Annotated in this window: 15 protein-coding genes; 7 read left to right on the top strand and 8 right to left on the bottom strand. The window is 68.9% G+C overall.

Annotation, left to right across the window (positions count from 1 at the left end):
* The first annotated feature begins 84 nt into the window (after window positions 1-84).
* The 4 genes from ABT008_RS04345 to ABT008_RS04360 all read left to right on the top strand — a co-directional run bounded on the left by ABT008_RS04345 (window position 85) and on the right by ABT008_RS04360 (window position 5,789).
* A complete protein-coding gene (locus ABT008_RS04345; protein WP_350693538.1) occupies window positions 85-1,356 on the top strand; it encodes an ABC transporter substrate-binding protein in 1,272 nt (423 codons plus the stop codon).
* A 76-nt stretch (window positions 1,357-1,432) separates the two neighbouring features.
* Entirely contained in the window at window positions 1,433-2,419 is a 987-nt protein-coding gene (locus ABT008_RS04350; protein ID WP_350693540.1) for a carbohydrate ABC transporter permease, read from the top strand.
* Window positions 2,416-3,336, top strand: a complete 921-nt coding sequence (locus ABT008_RS04355) for a carbohydrate ABC transporter permease (RefSeq protein ID WP_350693542.1) — start codon at window positions 2,416-2,418, stop codon at window positions 3,334-3,336. The genes ABT008_RS04350 and ABT008_RS04355 overlap by 4 nt, the downstream gene beginning before the upstream one ends.
* Complete coding sequence (locus tag ABT008_RS04360) at window positions 3,333-5,789, top strand: glycoside hydrolase family 2 protein (RefSeq protein ID WP_350693543.1); 2,457 nt, start codon at window positions 3,333-3,335, stop codon at window positions 5,787-5,789. Before ABT008_RS04355 ends, ABT008_RS04360 begins: the two co-directional genes overlap by 4 nt.
* Before the next feature lie 307 nt (window positions 5,790-6,096).
* Here the strand turns inward: ABT008_RS04360 and ABT008_RS04365 are convergent, their stop codons facing one another.
* The 7 genes from ABT008_RS04365 to ABT008_RS04395 form a co-directional block, all read right to left on the bottom strand.
* A complete protein-coding gene (locus ABT008_RS04365; protein ID WP_350693545.1) occupies window positions 6,097-6,522 on the bottom strand; it encodes a hypothetical protein in 426 nt (141 codons plus the stop codon).
* Window positions 6,509-7,165, bottom strand: a complete 657-nt coding sequence (locus ABT008_RS04370) for a hypothetical protein (protein WP_350693546.1) — start codon at window positions 7,163-7,165, stop codon at window positions 6,509-6,511. The genes ABT008_RS04365 and ABT008_RS04370 overlap by 14 nt, the downstream gene beginning before the upstream one ends.
* Window positions 7,162-7,422, bottom strand: a complete 261-nt coding sequence (locus tag ABT008_RS04375; RefSeq protein WP_350693548.1) for a hypothetical protein — start codon at window positions 7,420-7,422, stop codon at window positions 7,162-7,164. Before ABT008_RS04375 ends, ABT008_RS04370 begins: the two co-directional genes overlap by 4 nt.
* 15 nt (window positions 7,423-7,437) lie before the next feature.
* Window positions 7,438-7,701, bottom strand: a complete 264-nt coding sequence (locus ABT008_RS04380; protein ID WP_131052028.1) for a hypothetical protein — start codon at window positions 7,699-7,701, stop codon at window positions 7,438-7,440.
* A gap of 92 nt (window positions 7,702-7,793) precedes the next feature.
* A complete protein-coding gene (locus ABT008_RS04385) occupies window positions 7,794-8,225 on the bottom strand; it encodes a hypothetical protein (protein WP_350693551.1) in 432 nt (143 codons plus the stop codon).
* A 175-nt stretch (window positions 8,226-8,400) separates the two neighbouring features.
* The gene (locus ABT008_RS04390; protein ID WP_350693553.1) at window positions 8,401-8,595 is read right to left on the bottom strand and encodes a DUF397 domain-containing protein; all 195 of its coding nucleotides are present in this window, start codon (window positions 8,593-8,595) and stop codon (window positions 8,401-8,403) included.
* Window positions 8,588-9,145, bottom strand: coding sequence for a DUF5753 domain-containing protein (locus ABT008_RS04395; RefSeq protein WP_350693554.1), 558 nt, complete (start codon window positions 9,143-9,145; stop codon window positions 8,588-8,590). The genes ABT008_RS04390 and ABT008_RS04395 overlap by 8 nt, the downstream gene beginning before the upstream one ends.
* Window positions 9,146-9,209: 64 nt before the next feature.
* Between ABT008_RS04395 and ABT008_RS04400 the strand changes: the two genes are divergently transcribed.
* The 3 genes from ABT008_RS04400 to ABT008_RS04410 all read left to right on the top strand — a co-directional run bounded on the left by ABT008_RS04400 (window position 9,210) and on the right by ABT008_RS04410 (window position 10,534).
* A complete protein-coding gene (locus ABT008_RS04400) occupies window positions 9,210-9,521 on the top strand; it encodes a hypothetical protein (protein WP_350693556.1) in 312 nt (103 codons plus the stop codon).
* Window positions 9,522-9,674: 153 nt separating this feature from the next.
* Window positions 9,675-10,079 (top strand): helix-turn-helix domain-containing protein, encoded by a 405-nt coding sequence (locus ABT008_RS04405; protein WP_350693557.1) that lies wholly within the window; start codon window positions 9,675-9,677, stop codon window positions 10,077-10,079.
* A 35-nt stretch (window positions 10,080-10,114) separates the two neighbouring features.
* On the top strand, window positions 10,115-10,534 hold the full coding sequence (locus ABT008_RS04410; protein WP_350693558.1) for a VOC family protein: 420 nt from the start codon (window positions 10,115-10,117) through the stop codon (window positions 10,532-10,534).
* 99 nt (window positions 10,535-10,633) lie between these two features.
* On the opposite strand, the gene ilvD is transcribed toward ABT008_RS04410, so the two are convergent.
* A complete protein-coding gene (gene ilvD / locus ABT008_RS04415) occupies window positions 10,634-12,481 on the bottom strand; it encodes a dihydroxy-acid dehydratase (protein ID WP_350693559.1) in 1,848 nt (615 codons plus the stop codon).
* Window positions 12,482-12,540 lie beyond the last annotated feature (59 nt).

Below are 12,540 nucleotides of genomic sequence, written 5' to 3' on the forward strand. Positions count from 1 at the left end.
CATGCCCTTACGGTCCTAACTTATCCGGTTCAGTCAATGTTCTTCGATTTATTGAGCATTCCCAGCCTGCTTGGAGGAGGGGTCATGAGACGGTCCACGCCCCGGTGGCTGCGGGTCGCAGCCGTGGGTCTGACGGTCGGTTCGCTCGTCGTCGCGTGCAGCGGACGCAGCACCACCGGCGGCTCCGGCGGTGAGGTCACCCTGACGATCAACTTCTGGGGCGACTTCGGCCTGCAGGACCTCAAGACGAAGTACGAGGCGGAGAACACCAACGTCAAGATCGCCCTCAACTCGGGCGAGTACAACGCCCAGCACGAGGACCTGCAGAAGAAGCTCATCGCCGGCTCCGGCGCCCCCGACATCGCCGCCATCGACGAGGGATTCATCGTCCAGTTCCGCAGCCAGGCCGACAAGTTCGTGAACCTGCTCGACAAGGGCGCCGGCACGTACGAGACCAACTACCTGCCGTGGAAGTGGAAGCAGTCGCTCTCCGCCGACGGTGCCACCCAGATCGGCCTCGGCACCGACGTCGGCGGCCTGGCCATGTGCTACCGCACCGACCTCTTCTCCGCCGCCGGTCTGCCCACCGCGCGCGACCAGGTCTCCGCACTCTGGCCCACCTGGGACAAGTTCCTGGAGGTCGGCGAGGGATACACCGCCGAGACGGGGAAGAAGTTCATCGACAACGCCACCAACCTGTTCAACCCGATCCTCGGGCAGCAGCAGGTCGGCTTCTTCGACGCCGACGAGCAGTTGCAGATGGCAGGCGGCCCCAAGGTCGCCTTCGACTACGCGGTCAAGGCGGCCGACGCCGGGATCTCCGCGAACCTGACCAGCTTCCAGGCCGACTGGGACAAGGGCTTCACCAGCGGCGCGTTCGCGGTGCTGCCCTGCCCGGCGTGGATGCTCGGGCACATCCAGAACACCGCGCCCGGCACCAAGGGGCAGTGGGACATCGCCACGGTCCCCGGTGGCGGTGGCAGTTGGGGCGGCTCCTTCCTCACCGTGCCGAAGCAGGGGCGCAACGTCGACGAGGCGTACAAGTTCGTGGAGTGGCTGATCCAGCCGGAGCAGCAGATCGAGGTCTTCAAGAAGGTGGGCAACCTGCCCTCGCAGCCCGCCCTCTACGCCGACCCCGCGATCGCCGAGTTCAAGAACGAGTTCTTCAGCTCCGCGCCGGTCGGGCAGATCTTCCCCAAGATGGCCGAGGGTCTCACCCCGCAGTACCTGGGCCGCAAGAACGGACCGACCCGGGTCGCGGTGGAGAACGTGATCAACCGGGTGCAGAACGGCACGCTGGCATCGAACGCGGCCTGGGCCGAAGCGATCAAGGAAGCCGAGAAGGCCGGCAGGTGACGGTACGGGTGGCGCGGCGCACCCGCGCCACCCGACCCCGGTCTCCGTCCCGTCATCGCGTACCCGGAGTGTGCCCATGCCCACCACGCGCGCGGCCCCCGACCCGGCCACCCGTCGCCCCCGCACCGCCCGATCCCTGACCTGGCGGGACCGGCTGCACCGCTTCGACATGCGGTACGTGCCCTACCTGCTGATCGCGCCGTTCTTCCTGCTCTTCTTCGTCTTCGGCCTGTTCCCGATGATCTTCAACGGGGTGGTGGCGCTGCGCCACTGGCGGCTGGACGACCCGGAACTGACCGGCTGGGCCGGAACGGAGAACTTCCGCCGACTCCTCGCCGACGGCGACTTCGGCAACGCGCTCTACAACACCTTCGGCATCTTCCTGCTCTCCACCGTCCCGCAACTGCTGCTCGCGCTGGTCATCGCGTCGATGCTCAACCGGCGACTGCGGGCGCAGACCTGGTGGCGGGTGGGCGCGCTGCTGCCGTACATCACCCCGATCACCGCGTCCACGCTGGTGTTCAACGTCTTCTTCTCCCGCGACTTCGGCATGGCCAACTGGGCGCTCGGCCTGCTCGGCATCGGCACCGAGACGCCGATCGACTGGCGGGCGGACAAACTCCACTCCTGGATCGCCATCGCCACGATGGTCAACTGGAAGTGGATCGGCTACAACGCCCTGCTCTACCTGGCCGCGATGCAGTCCATCCCGCGCGATGTCTACGAGGCGTCGGCCCTGGACGGAGCCGGGCCGTGGCGCCAGCTCTGGCGGATCACCGTGCCGATGATCCGTCCGGTGGTCATCTTCACCGTGGTGCTCTCCACCATCGGCGGGCTGCAACTGTTCACCGAGCCGATGCTGTTCGACCTGAACGCGCAGAACGCCCGAGGTGGCGCCGGCGGCGAGTGGCAGACCGTCGCTCAGCTCATCTACAAGGTCGGCTGGAAGGACCTCAACCTCGGGTACGCCGCCGCGATGTCCTGGGCGCTGTTCCTCATCATCCTCGCGGTCGCGGCCCTGAACACCCTGCTGACCAATCGCATCTCGGGGGGCCGCAGATGAGCGCACCGAGCACCACGGGGGCCGGGCCCCGCCGACCGGGCACGCCGCCCGGTGGACGCAGGCGGACCGGGTCGTACGGCCGGGCCCCGCAGGACACCCCGGCGGGCATCGGGACGTACCTCTTCCTGGCGGTGACCACGCTGTTCGCGGCGTTCCCGCTGTACTGGATGTTCGTCATCGCCACCAGCACCGACGAGGCGACCGCCCAGTTGCCGCCGGCGGTCGTCCCGAGCGACCAGTTCCTGGTGAACCTCAACGAGGTCTTCACCCTCCAGGACGTCTACTTCGCCGCCTCGCTGGTGAACAGCGTCATCGTCGCCACCACGGTGACTGCGGCGGTGCTGTTCTTCTGCTCGCTCGCCGGGTTCGCCTTCGCCAAGCTGCAGTTCCGGGGCAGCCGGCCGCTGATGCTCTTCGTGATCCTCACCCTGACCGTGCCCAACCAGCTCGGCGTCGTCGCGCTCTATATCGTGATGGGCAAACTCGGCTGGAACGGTACGCTGCTGGCAGTGATCGTGCCCGGCCTGGTGACCGCCTTCGGCGTGTTCTACATGCGACAGTTCATCGTCAACTCGGTGCCGGACGAACTGGTCGAGGCGGCCCGGGTGGACGGTGCCACCACCATGCGGATCTACTGGAGCGTGGTGCTGCCGGCGATCGGCCCGGCGCTGGCGGTGCTCGGCCTGCTGACGTTCGTGGCCACCTGGAACGACTTCCAGTGGCCGCTGATCACGTTGAACGGCACCGACTATCCCACCTCGATGGTGGCCATCTCCGACCTGGCCAGCGGCAACTACGTGATCTACCGACGGGTGCTGGCGGGAGCCTTCGTGGCCACGGTGCCACTGTTGGTCGTGCTCGTCATCGGCGGTCGCCGGATCGTCCGAGGAATCATGGAAGGCGCGGTGAAGTCTTGAGCGACGCACGGGGGAGCCGGCCGGACCGGTTGCCGTTGCACGACGGCTGGACCCTACGGCCGGTGCCCGGTCCGCAGGTGCCACCGGAGGTCGACGGTCGGGTGGTGGCGGCCACCGTCCCCGGCTGCGTGCACACCGACCTGCTCGCGGCGGAGCTGATCCCCGACCCGTACCTGGACGACAACGAGACCGCGCTGGCCTGGATCGGCCGCACCGACTGGGTGTACGAGACCACCTTCGACCGGCCCGACGGCGACCACCAGCGCCTCGACCTGGTCTGCGCCGGGCTGGACACGGTCGCCACGATCACGCTCAACGGGGTCGAGGTCGGCCGCACCGAGAACATGCACCGGGCGTACCGCTTCGACCTGACCTCGCTGCTGCGCGCCGAGGACAACAACCTCGTGGTCCACTTCGACTCCGCCTACCGGTACGCCGAGGCGCAGCGCGACCGTCTCGGCGACCGGCCCAACGCGTACCCGGAGCCGTTCCAGTTCATCCGCAAGATGGCCTGCAACTTCGGCTGGGACTGGGGACCGACCCTGGTTACCGCCGGCATCTGGCAGGAGATCGGCCTGCACGGCTGGTCGACCGCCCGGCTGGCGCGGGTGCGTCCGCTGGTCACCGTCGAGGACGGCACCGGCCGGGTGAAGCTGCACGTCGAGGTCGACCGCGCCACCGACGTGCCGGTCACCGTGCACGCCGAGGTGGCCGGCGCGACCGCCGAGGTGACGGTCCCGGCGGGGGAGCGGTCGACGGTGCTGACCGTCACCGTCGACGAACCGGAGCTGTGGTGGCCGCGCGGCCACGGCGATCAACCCCGCTACGACCTGACGGTGACGCTGCGCGGGCCGGACGGCGTACGCCTCGACGACTGGCACCGGCGCGTCGGCTTCCGCACGGTACGCCTGGACACCACCCCCGACGCGCACGGCGCCCCCTTCACGCTGCACGTCAACGACGTGCCGCTCTTCGTGCGCGGGGTGAACTGGATCCCCGACGACGTCTTCCCCCACCGGGTCACCCGGGACCGTCTGGCACACCGCTTCGACCAGGCCGAGGCGGCCAACGTCAACCTGCTGCGGGTCTGGGGCGGCGGCCGGTACGAGTCGGACGACTTCTATGACCTGGCCGACGAGCGGGGCCTGCTGGTGCAGCAGGACTTCCTCTTCGCCTGCGCGGCGTACCCGGAGGAGGAGCCGCTACGCACCGAGGTGGTCACCGAGGCCGCCGAACAGGTGACCCGGCTGGCCGGGCACCCCTCGCTGGTGCTGTGGACCGGCAACAACGAGAACATCTGGGGCTGGCACGACTGGGACTGGCAGCAGCCGCTCGCCGGACGCACCTGGGGGCACGGCTACTACCTGGACCTGCTGCCCCGGATCGTCGCCGAGCTGGACCCGACCCGCCCGTACTGGCCCGGCAGCCCGTACTCCGGCCGCGAGGACGTCCACCCCAACGACCCGGCGTACGGCACCACGCACATCTGGGACGTCTGGAACACCGACGACTACACCAAGTACCGCGAGCACCTTCCCCGGTTCGTCGCCGAGTTCGGCTACCAGGCCCCACCCGCGTACGCCACGCTGCGGCGGGCCCTGTCCGACGAGCCGTTGGCGCACGACTCACCCGGCATGGCGCACCACCAGAAGGCCACCGACGGCGACCTCAAGTTGCGTCGCGGCCTGGACGCCCACCTGCCCGCGCCGCGCGACTTCGACGACTGGCACTACCTGACCCAGCTCAACCAGGCCCGCGCCATCCAACTCGGGGTCGAGCACTTCCGCTCCCACCGGGGCTACTGCATGGGCACCATCGTCTGGCAGCTCAACGACTGCTGGCCGGTCACCTCGTGGGCCGCCGTCGACGGCGACGGTCGCCGCAAACCCCTCTGGTACGCGTTGCGCCGGGCCTACGCCGACCGCCTGCTCACCGTCCAGCCCCGCGACGGCGGCCTGGCCCTGGTCGCAGTCAACGACGGCGGCCGACCGTGGCGCGCGTCGACCACCGTCACCCGGCTCACCCTGGCCGGCGACCCGCGCGCCAAGACCACGCTGGAGCTGGAGGTGCCCGCGTACGCGACGGTGACCGTGCCGTTGTCGGCGGAGTTGACCCGGCCCGACGAGGCCCGGGACGAACTGCTCGTCGCGGACGCCGGCCCCGACCGGGCGTTCTGGTTCTTCGCCGAGGACCGCGACATCCACTGGCCGGCGGCGTCCTTCGACGCGGTGGTGGAGGCGGTCGACGGCACCCAGCGGGTACGCGTCACCGCCCGCACCGTCCTGCGCGACCTGACGCTCCATCCGGACCGGCTCGACCCGTCCGCCGAGGTCGACGAGGCCCTGGTGACGCTGCTGCCCGGGGAGTCGACGACGTTCGTGGTGCGATCGTCGGCACCCCTGGACCCGACCGCCCTCACCAACCGCCCGGTGCTCCGCTGTGTGAACGACTGATCGTCTGTCGCACGCCCGCCTCCGCTCCTCTGCTCGTGCGATCACCTGGGCTTGGGGCGGTGCTCGTCTCGCCTGAGGCGTCGGCGGGATCTCGTCGAGCTTTTCGGGGACGAAGTCGGCCGGTGCGTAATCCTCCTGGCCAGCAGCGCGATCCTTCTCTTTCGCACATTCAGAGTGGGCAATGTGGCAGGCGCTGGGGGGGGGGGGGGGCGAAGACGGTGGGCGGGGCCAAGGCTCAATCCGTACCGGGATCACGCATCCCGGTCATGACGAAGACGGTCGGGCGGCACCGTTTGCCCCCGAGTGCTCAGGGACGGGACGACAGCTTGACGGCTTCCGCGAGTAGGGCGTCCAGTTCGTTGTCCGGCAGGTCTTCCTCGGTGAGGATCTTCTGAACCGTGGCTGCCTGGATGCGGCCGATCATTTCCTGGCTCATCGAGTAGTCAAGCGACGGGTCGATGATGGACATGATGAGCTGCTCGGCAGCCTCGGCGTTGATCTCGGGCCCGCCGTTGGCGAGCCCGGCGCGCAGCTCGCCAACGAAGGCGATGACCTCGGCGCGGCCGGCGGTCTCGCCGAAGCGGCGATCGACGGCAAGGAAGAAGACTGCCGCGAGGTAGCGCGGAAGGCCGTCCCAGCCTTCGGCGTCAAGCTTGGCCTCAACCGCATCGTTGGCAGCGTAATCGCCACGAACCATCGTGCGGACATACTCGGCCAGCTCAGGTCTGATCATTGTCGTCCCGCTTCCTTGCTCGTCGCGCTTTGCCATGGTTCCACATCGCCTTCACAGTCACCGCCAACGCGCCAGCGGCCATCAGCGCGGCGGTCACCGGGTTGTCGACATGTGGTCGATCCTGTGCCGGCGTGGGTTCGGGGCTCGCCGTTCCACTCGTGGTGCCGCCCTGGCCGTCGCTGTGTTGCTTGAAGAACTTGAACGTCTCACGGGCGCTGGTCTCGGCGTTCTTCAGGCCGTCCTCGATGTCGTCGGCCTTCTTGACCTGCTTGCGCCAGGCGATGTCTGCACGCCGCCCGCGTCGCTCGGCCTCGGTCACCACCCGCTCGCCGGTGGGTGAGGCACTGTCGGCGGCAGACCCGGTGGGCGCGGCACCGGGGGCGATCGTGTTGACGTACGCGGTGATGTGACGGGCAGCCTCAGACAACAGACGGGCGTAGCGGCCGGCTTTGTCCCTGGCCACCTCGGCGTTGGCGACGGCCGCGCGTAGCCGCTGGTCACTGGTGCCCCGCTGGACCTCGACCAGCCGGGCCAAGGCCACCTCGGCGTCCGTCCGGGCGCGCAGCGCGGTGACCGCTGCGGCGTCGAGCTTCTGTTGTACGGCGAGAAGCTGCGCGACCAGTTCGGCGATGCTGCCGCTCATCCGAGTCGCGTGAGGTAGTCGCTTGCCTGTTCGGCGGTGTCTGTGAAGCGGCGGCGAGTCGGTGCGACCTCTGCCCCGGCAGCGGCAAGCGCCTCGTGGGTGGCGGTCACGTGCTTGTGTTGGCTGCCATGTAGGAGGGCGGTCGCCGTTCGGGTCGCCGCCTCGGCCTCGGAGACCGCCTGGTCGAACCCAAGTCGTCCCTGGTGGGCGGCTTCGACGGCGGCGCGAAGGGTCACCTTGACCTCGCCGACACTCATGATGCTGGTGGTCGCTCAGCCGAGGATGCCGACGTAGCGGCGTGCGGCCTCCGAGCTGCCCTGCACGAGGGTCATGGCCTCGGCCAGCCGTTGCTTGCTCTGCTCGCCCCGGGCGATGGCTTCGGCGATGGTCGGGTGGCCGGTGCCGGCGGCGACGGCACGTAACCGGCTCAGCATCTGCTCGGTGTTGTCGGCGGCGGCTCGGATCTGGTTGATCGTGGCGTTGCCCTGCTCGGCCGCCTGCATCAGTGCCGCCTTGACCTCTTCGATGCTGGCCATGCTGTCCTCCGTCGACCGTCCGCGAACGTGCATCATGCGTGAGTAGTCGGACGGACACTAGCGGAGATGAATGCGGCTCGCTGCCCGGTGGGCTACAGGTAGTCGGCGGCGGTGCTCTCGACGTCGGCAACGAATGCCTCAAGCTCAGGCTCGGATCGGTAGCTGTCCTGAAGCAGTCTGCCGAGGAGAACGATCTGCATCTGGAGGGCGGTCTCAGGGCTGAGACGGTCGATCAGGTCGACCTCGCCGAGCGCAGCCCGGACGAGTGCTTCCATCTCCAGTCTGGGTAGCGACTGCGCGGCCGGGAACTGCGCCTGCGTCTCGGCGACGAAGCGGGCTACGGCGGTGGGGAAGGGCGCGGGGGCGAAGCGTTCGTTGACCGCGATGGCGAAGGCCGCAGCGATCACCTGGCTGCCGCCACGCCAGCCACTGCGTTCCACCTCGGTCAAGAGCCGGTCGATCGTGCCCCAGTCGCGACGCGCCATCGCCCGGATCAGATCGCTGAATTCCGTCCGTACCTCCACGAGGTGGTAACGCGAGCACCCTGCAGAAGGTGATTAGCCCAGTGCCGAGGATGAAGCCGCCCAAAACACCGAGCCTTCCGCGTAACCGTGGGCGACGACTGTCAATCTTGGACACTTCCCGTTCGGCTCGAATGGAAAGTGTCCAAGATCTTGAGGTCTCGCCGGGTTTTCGGGGTCAGTTAATGGTGCGGGTGGTGGTTAGGAAGTTGGCCCAGGCGGTGGGGGTGAAGGTGAGGGCGGGGCCATGTGGGTCTTTGCTGTCACGGACCGCGATGACGCCGGGCAGGTTGTCGGCGACCTCGACGCACTCGCCGCCGTTGCCGCCGCTGCGGCTGCTCTTGCGCCAGCGGGCGCCGGTCAGGTCAACCACGGTGAACCTCCTCGATGATCTTGTCGATGAGTCGCCTCGATTGTTCCTCATCAAGCGCGAGCCTGAGCAGGCTCGACCATGCCTTTTCGTAGGCCGCGAACTCGGTCGGCCGATCCAGGTAAAGCGCCCCGGTCCACGACTCGCAGTAGACGACAGGAGGCTCAGGAGTGGCACGGTTGCCCAAGGGGAAGTCAAGCAGCACGAATTCGCCACCGACCGCGCCAAGGTGCGGACCAGCGGCGAGCGGCAGGATCCGAATCGAGACATCCGGTAGGTTGCTCAACTCCTGCAAGTGCCTCAACTGTTGAGCGGTGACGGTCGGTGCGTCGACCGGTCGGAGTAGGACGGACTCGCAGAGGACGACCTGCACCTGTGGTGCCTTGGGCAGGCGGCGAGTCAGCAGTGACTGGCGTTGCAGGCGCAGGTCGACGGCGCGTTCGCGGTCGTCGTCGGTCATGTCGGGCTGGTCGATCCGATAGACCGAGCTGATCCGGCTCGCACTCGGCCTGGACCTGGCGCTTGAGGCCGGGGTCTGCGACCTGCGGCACAATGCCGATGATCCGCGCTACCTGAGCGGGCTGCGCTGGTCGGTCGAGCTGCGACCGCGCGACGCCTTGGTCCGCCCCGACGAGTGGCCCTACCGCCCGACCCTGGAAGCGGCGCTGGCCTGGTGCGTCGAGTGCCTGACCGACACCATCGCCAACGCCGCGCCGACTGACGCGGTGGTGCCGATCCCGGTGCCCGAGGCCGCGCCGAGCACCCTGCCCGCCGACCCGGTGCCGGTGCTGCTGCGGCTGGCCGCCCGACACGTCGGGCAGGTGATGACCGTGCGATTCACCCGGGCCGGCTGCTCTCTCCATCTCCACGACGACGAGGGCATACACCTCCTCGCCGAAGCCCCCGACCTGCATGCCATTGAAGGATGAGAGTCGCGCGGCCGTCGGCTGCGGCGGACCCGGTGGTGGCGCTCGTCGACGTCATCGGCCGACCGACCGGGAGCGTAGGCTCCGGCCAGTGGAGTGCCCGCCGGATTCATGCTGGCCGGGCTTGATCTGTTGGGCGTTGTGGGAGGAGCGCGGGTGAGTAGGGCGGTCGAGCAGACGAACCGGGCGATGTTGCGCGCCCGGGACGCGATGGACCGCGCGTACGCGCAACCTCTGGACATCCCGACGCTGGCGAAGATCGCGTACGTCTCCGAGGCTCACTTCATCCGCACCTTCCGGGCGACCTTCGGGGAGACGCCGCACCGGTACCTGCAACGGCGTCGGGTGGAGCGTGCCATGTACCTGCTCCTGCACACCGAGCAGGATGTGACCGAGGTGTGTCTTTCGGTCGGGTTCGGCAGCCTCGGCACGTTCAGCCGTACCTTCCGACAGATCGTCGGCGAGTCGCCCACCGACTACCGCAAGCGGCGCATCGCGCCGACCGCGCCGGTGCCGGGCTGCTTCACCAAAGCCTGGACGAGGCCGAGCAGTTTTGGATAAGCAGCAGGTCAGAGCGTTGCACTAGCGTTCCGGGTATGACGATGAACGCGATCAGCCGCTCTCAGGTCTACGTCCTCGACCAGGACGAGGCTCTCGACTTCTACGTGGGCAAGCTCGGCCTGGAGGTGAACACCGACCAGGATCTGGGCTTCATGCGGTGGCTCACGGTGAACATCCCCGGTGACCGCCAGCGCGAGATCCTGCTGGAGAAGCCCGGCCCGCCGAGCCTCGACCCGGCCACCGCCGAGCAGGTCCGCGAACTGCTCACCAAGGGGGCGGCCGGCGGCTTCCTGTTCATGACCACCGACGACGCCCACAAGACGTACGAGGAACTCGTCGCCAAGGGCGTCGACATCACCGACGAGCCGATGGAACGGCCGTACGGGATCGACTTCGGCATCCGCGACCCGTTCGGCAACAAGATCCGCATCGGGCAGATGTTCGCGCAGTCCTGAGCGCACCGGCCGCGCACGTCGAGCGCTGGCGCCGCCTGGAGTGTTAGGAAGGGTCCCCTGCTATACGCGAGGCGTTAGCAGGGGACCCTTCCTTTCACCTCATTCGGGGACGCGGCGGTAGGCGCCGTCGCTGGCCGAGGTGGCCATCGAGGCGTACGCGCGCAGCGCTGCGGAGACCGGGCGCTGCCGGTCGACCGGAGTGTACGGGCGGTCCCGCTTCTCCTGGGCGATCCGGCGGGCCTCCAGCACGTCGGCCGGCACGTTCAGGTCGATCGACCGGTTCGGGATGTCGATGACGATCTCGTCGCCCGGCTCCACCAGCGCGATCAGCCCGCCGGAGGCCGCCTCGGGGGAGACGTGCCCGATGGAGAGGCCGGAGGTGCCGCCGGAGAACCGGCCGTCGGTGAGCAGCGCGCAGGCCCGGCCCAGCCCCCGGCCCTTGAGGAACGAGGTGGGGTAGAGCATCTCCTGCATGCCCGGGCCGCCCTTGGGGCCCTCGTAGCGGATCACCACGACGTCCCCGGCGACGATCTCCTTGGCCAGGATGGCGGTGACCGCGTCGTCCTGCGACTCGTAGACCTTCGCCGGCCCACGGAAGGTCAGGCACTCCTCGGGCACGCCGGCGGTCTTGACCACGCAGCCGTCCGGCGCGAGGTTGCCGTGCAGGATGGCCAGCCCGCCGTCGGCGGAGTATGCGTGCTCCCGGTCGTGGATGCAGCCGTTGGCGGCGTCGGTGTCCAGGCTCGACCAGCGGTTGGTGGTGGAGAACGGCTCGGTGGTCCGCACGCCACCGGGCGCGGCGTGGAACAGCTCGATCGCCTCCGGGGTGGCCGAGCCGCCGCGCACGTCCCAGTCGGCCAGCCACTGCGACAGCGACGGCGAGTGCACCGCGTGCACGTCTCGGTGCAGCAGGCCGGCGCGGTCGAGTTCGCCCAGGATGGCCGGGATGCCACCGGCCCGGTGCACGTCCTCCATGTGGTACTGCGGCGAGTTCGGGGCGACCTTGGCCAGGCAGGGCACCCGGCGGGAGATCTCGTCGATGTCGGCCACGGTGAAGTCCATCTCGGCCTCGCGGGCGGCGGCCAGCAGGTGCAGGATCGTGTTCGTCGAACCGCCCATCGCCACGTCCAGCGCGACGGCGTTCTCGAACGCGGCCCGGGAGGCGACCACCCTCGGCAGCACCGAGGCGTCGTCGTGGTCGTACCACCGCTTGGCGATCTCCACGGCGGTGCGGCCGGCCTCGACGAAGAGCGACCGGCGGGCGGCGTGGGTGGCCAGCGTGGAGCCGTTGCCCGGCAGGGCCAGCCCGATCGCCTCGGTCAGGCAGTTCATCGAGTTCGCGGTGAACATGCCGGAGCAGGAGCCGCAGGTCGGGCAGGCGGAGCGCTCGATGGCGTCGAGCTGGTCGTCGGTGACCGACTCGTTCGAGGAGGCGATCATCGCGTCGATCAGGTCGATCTTGGAGTGGACGACGCCCTCGATCGCCACCGTCTTACCGGCCTCCATCGGGCCGCCGGAGACGAAGACCGTCGGGATGTTCAGCCGCAGCGCGGCCAGCAGCATGCCCGGGGTGATCTTGTCGCAGTTCGAGATGCAGACCAGGACGTCCGCGCAGTGCGCGTTGACCATGTACTCCACCGCGTCGGCGATCAACTCCCGGCTGGGCAGGGAGTAGAGCATGCCGCCGTGGCCCATGGCGATGCCGTCGTCGACCGCGATCGTGTTGAACTCGCGGCCCACCCCGCCGGCCTCGGCCACCGCCTCGGCGACCAGCCCGCCGAGGTCCTTGAGATGTACGTGGCCCGGCACGAACTGGGTGAAACTGTTCGCGATGGCGACGATCGGCTTGCCGAAATCGTCGTCGGTCATCCCGGTGGCCCGCCACAGGGCCCGGGCGCCGGCCATCGTCCGACCGTGCGTGGAGGTCTTCGACCGCAGCTCAGGCATGCGTACCAGTCTTGCACCGTGAACCCCGTGTCGGACAGGCACACGGACCGTGTCCCAAC

The organism is Micromonospora sp. NPDC002389 (genome assembly GCF_040296095.1).
Taxonomy (GTDB): Bacteria; Actinomycetota; Actinomycetes; order Mycobacteriales; family Micromonosporaceae; genus Micromonospora.

What these genes read in the sequence shown, in the direction of transcription:
- ABT008_RS04380 (WP_131052028.1), bottom strand. Translation starts at nt 7,701, where the DNA reads ATGGCCAGCATCGAAGAGGTCAAGGCGGCACTGATGCAGGCGGCCGAG.
- ABT008_RS04410 (WP_350693558.1), top strand. Translation starts at nt 10,115, where the DNA reads ATGACGATGAACGCGATCAGCCGCTCTCAGGTCTACGTCCTCGACCAG.
- ABT008_RS04355 (WP_350693542.1), top strand. Translation starts at nt 2,416, where the DNA reads ATGAGCGCACCGAGCACCACGGGGGCCGGGCCCCGCCGACCGGGCACG.
- ABT008_RS04375 (WP_350693548.1), bottom strand. Translation starts at nt 7,422, where the DNA reads ATGAGTGTCGGCGAGGTCAAGGTGACCCTTCGCGCCGCCGTCGAAGCC.
- ABT008_RS04350 (WP_350693540.1), top strand. Translation starts at nt 1,433, where the DNA reads ATGCCCACCACGCGCGCGGCCCCCGACCCGGCCACCCGTCGCCCCCGC.
- ABT008_RS04365 (WP_350693545.1), bottom strand. Translation starts at nt 6,522, where the DNA reads ATGATCAGACCTGAGCTGGCCGAGTATGTCCGCACGATGGTTCGTGGC.
- ABT008_RS04345 (WP_350693538.1), top strand. Translation starts at nt 85, where the DNA reads ATGAGACGGTCCACGCCCCGGTGGCTGCGGGTCGCAGCCGTGGGTCTG.
- ABT008_RS04370 (WP_350693546.1), bottom strand. Translation starts at nt 7,165, where the DNA reads ATGAGCGGCAGCATCGCCGAACTGGTCGCGCAGCTTCTCGCCGTACAA.
- ilvD (WP_350693559.1), bottom strand. Translation starts at nt 12,481, where the DNA reads ATGCCTGAGCTGCGGTCGAAGACCTCCACGCACGGTCGGACGATGGCC.